Here is a 3,115-nt window from a genome sequence, read left to right as displayed (position 1 = left end):
GAGAATATCTCTATCAACCCTTGATATTACAAACACTTCTATGGCAAAGCCAATTGAATTTAATTTATTTGCACCTTATAACAAAGGAGCAGCATTAATTGGTTCTTTTTCTGATTGGCAAGAAATTCCAATGGAAAAAGGTGATGATGGTTATTTTCGTACAAGTGTTGAACTAGAAGACGGCGTTTATAAATATAAATTCCGCGTTCAATCAAATTCATGGTTTTTTGAACCAGAGCAATGGGTTGATGTAACAGATCCTTATGCAAGTGATATAGATGAACAAAGTGGAAAAGATGATGGTATTGTCCGGGTCAAAGATGGGCAAAGGATTACCGATACTTATGTTTGGCAACATGATGATAAACCTTTACCTGCTGACCACGAATTAGTAATTTATGAATTGCATGTCGGTGACTTTTCTGGTGGCGAGGACGATCCTTATGCACGAGGCAAGTACAAACACGTCATTGAAAAGTTAGACTATTTGTGTGAGCTGGGAATCAACGCTATTGAGTTGATGCCACTTAAAGAATATCCTGGTGATTATAGTTGGGGTTACAACCCTCGTCACTTCTTTGCAACAGAATCAAGTTATGGTTCTACTGCCGAGTTAAAAAATTTGATTGATGAGTGTCATGGTAAAGGCATTCGTGTAATTCTTGACGGAATTTACAACCACTCAGAAGCATCTGCTCCTTTAACACAAATCGACCACGATTATTGGTATCATCACGAACCTCGTGACCCTGACAATAATTGGGGGCCTGAGTTTAATTACGAACATTATGATGAGAAATTAGATATTAAACCAGCCTGGAAATTTATTGGTGAGACAATTCGTTTTTGGATTGGAGAATATCATCTTGATGGTATTCGCTATGATGCGGCGCGGCAAATTGCTAACTACGACTTCATGCACTGGATTGTTCAGGAAGCCAAAAAAACTGCTAGCATGAAGCCTTTTTATAATGTTGCCGAACACATTCCTGAAACTACCAGCATTACCAATGTAGATGGGCCAATGGATGGTTGCTGGCATGATAGTTTTTATCACTGCATTCTAGAACACATTTGCGGTGATACGTTTGATTTAGAGCGTCTCAAAGATGTGATTGACTGCAAGCGCCAAGGCTTTTTGGGTGCTACCAATGTAGTAAATTATCTCACCAACCACGACCATAATCATGTCATGGTTGAACTGGGAAACCGTGAGATTTTTGACGAAGAAGCATTTCGGCGGGTCAAATTAGGAGTAGCCATCCTAATGACTGCTGTTGGTGTGCCTTTGATTTGGATGGGAGAAGAATTTGGCGAGTATAAACCTAAACAACCTGAGTCATCCAAAATCGATTGGACGCTGTTAGGTAACGATCTAAATCGTGGTTTATTTGAATCATACAAAGGCTTAACCAACCTGCGTAAAAGCAATCATTCTCTTTACACAGAAAATATCGATTTTATCCACGAAAATCCTGAAGCAAAAGTATTAGCTTATACTCGTTGGAATGATGAAGGTTCTCGTGTAGTCGTAATTGCAAATTTCTCAGAAAACTTTCTAGCTGACTATCACGTTCCGAACTTTCCTAGTGCTGGTACATGGCACGAGTGGACAGGCAATTATGATGTCGAAGCTGGTGATGATGGTATCATAGCTGACTTAGGACCATACGAAGCCAAAGTTTTTGTATGGCAGTAACTATATACACTACCACTGAATCAGTAGTCTAATAGCAAAGAAAAGGGGAAATATCTTTTCCCCTTTTCAGTTATTATTTTAGTTCACATACAGTTTAATTATAAATTTGTTAATTAAAAAATAAGCTATTTTAAAATTTCATCGGTTTGTGTTACACTTTTGAATTGAAGTGCGTCTATAGAATTGCCAAAGCATCCCCCATGCACAACAAATTATTTAATAGTAATATCGATAACGCTAACATTGAGAACGATCGCATTTTATTAACTCCCAATGAAGTTAAGTCAAAATTACCTTTAACACAATTAGCCGAACAAAGAGTTTTAGCATATAGACAGGAAATAGAAGATATCCTGGATTTTCAAGATCGCAGGAAATTTATAGTAGTTGGTCCATGCTCAATCCATGATCCAAAAGCAGCGCTCGAATATTCTGAGAGATTAAAAATCTTGTCCGAGCGAGTCAAGGATAACTTGCTACTAATTATGCGAGTGTATTTTGAAAAACCAAGAACAACCGTAGGCTGGAAAGGGTTAATTAACGATCCAAATATGGATGATTCTTTCCATGTAGAGAAAGGTTTATTAATTGCACGGGAGCTACTATTAAAAATTACAGAGTTGGGATTACCTGCTGGCACAGAAGCGCTAGATCCAATTATACCTCAATACATTAGTGAACTGATTACATGGTCTGCCATTGGCGCACGCACAACTGAATCACAAACTCACCGCGAAATGGCAAGTGGACTTTCGATGCCTGTGGGTTTTAAAAATGGTACTGATGGCAATATTCAAGTAGCTTTGAATGCCCTACAATCTGCTGGAAACCCGCATAGTTTTCTGGGAATTAATCAAAACGGACAGGTCAGCGTTTTTCAAACTAAAGGTAATGGCTACGGTCACGTAATTTTAAGGGGTGGTAGTCAACGCAACTTCGATCCAGCAAATGTCAAACGGGTAGAAGAGAAATTAAAACAGGCAAATTTACCACCGAGAATTGTTATCGACTGTAGCCACGGCAATACCAATAAAGATTACAAATTACAAGGTGCTGTCTTAGAGAATATTATTCAGCAAATAGTGGATGGTAATACATCAATTGTTGGCATGATGCTGGAATCGCATTTGTATGAAGGTAGTCAACCGATTACTGGGAAACAAGAAGAATTAAAATATGGTGTTTCTGTAACTGACAAATGTATTAGCTGGGAAGAAACGGAAAAAATTATTTTGGCTGCTCACGAAAAACTTAAGTGAGAAGTTAGAATTCAGAATATACAGCAGTTTTCTTTTGCATGAAGTACAAAGTTACGGGTTTTGAGGCAGGAGGCAGGAGGTAGAAACTATTTTTATCTAATGTTGAGTCTTGCATTTTGTACCTCATTAATATTGAATATTTTTATGTAAATTTTCG

General features: G+C 37.9%; 2 protein-coding genes. Both read left to right on the top strand.

Translation table 11 applies throughout. The features are described 5' to 3' along the window. Positions 1-40 precede the first annotated feature (40 nt). Complete coding sequence (locus tag IQ229_RS20775; protein ID WP_194046968.1) at positions 41-1,699, top strand: alpha-amylase family glycosyl hydrolase; 1,659 nt, start codon at positions 41-43, stop codon at positions 1,697-1,699. Positions 1,700-1,899: 200 nt separating this feature from the next. Further along, positions 1,900-2,958, top strand: a complete 1,059-nt coding sequence (locus tag IQ229_RS20770) for a 3-deoxy-7-phosphoheptulonate synthase (RefSeq protein ID WP_194046966.1) — start codon at positions 1,900-1,902, stop codon at positions 2,956-2,958. Positions 2,959-3,115: the final 157 nt, after the last annotated feature.

Source organism: Nostoc cf. edaphicum LEGE 07299 (assembly GCF_015207245.1).
Lineage (GTDB): Bacteria > Cyanobacteriota > Cyanobacteriia > Cyanobacteriales > Nostocaceae > Nostoc > Nostoc edaphicum_B.
The sequence above is the reverse complement of the archived record's forward strand: the minus strand, read 5'-3'. Positions and strand labels throughout refer to the sequence as shown.

Bases quoted from the DNA above. Each gene is read 5' to 3' on its own strand.
- IQ229_RS20775 (WP_194046968.1), top strand. From the start codon at position 41: ATGGCAAAGCCAATTGAATTTAATTTATTTGCACCTTATAACAAAGGA.
- IQ229_RS20770 (WP_194046966.1), top strand. From the start codon at position 1,900: ATGCACAACAAATTATTTAATAGTAATATCGATAACGCTAACATTGAG.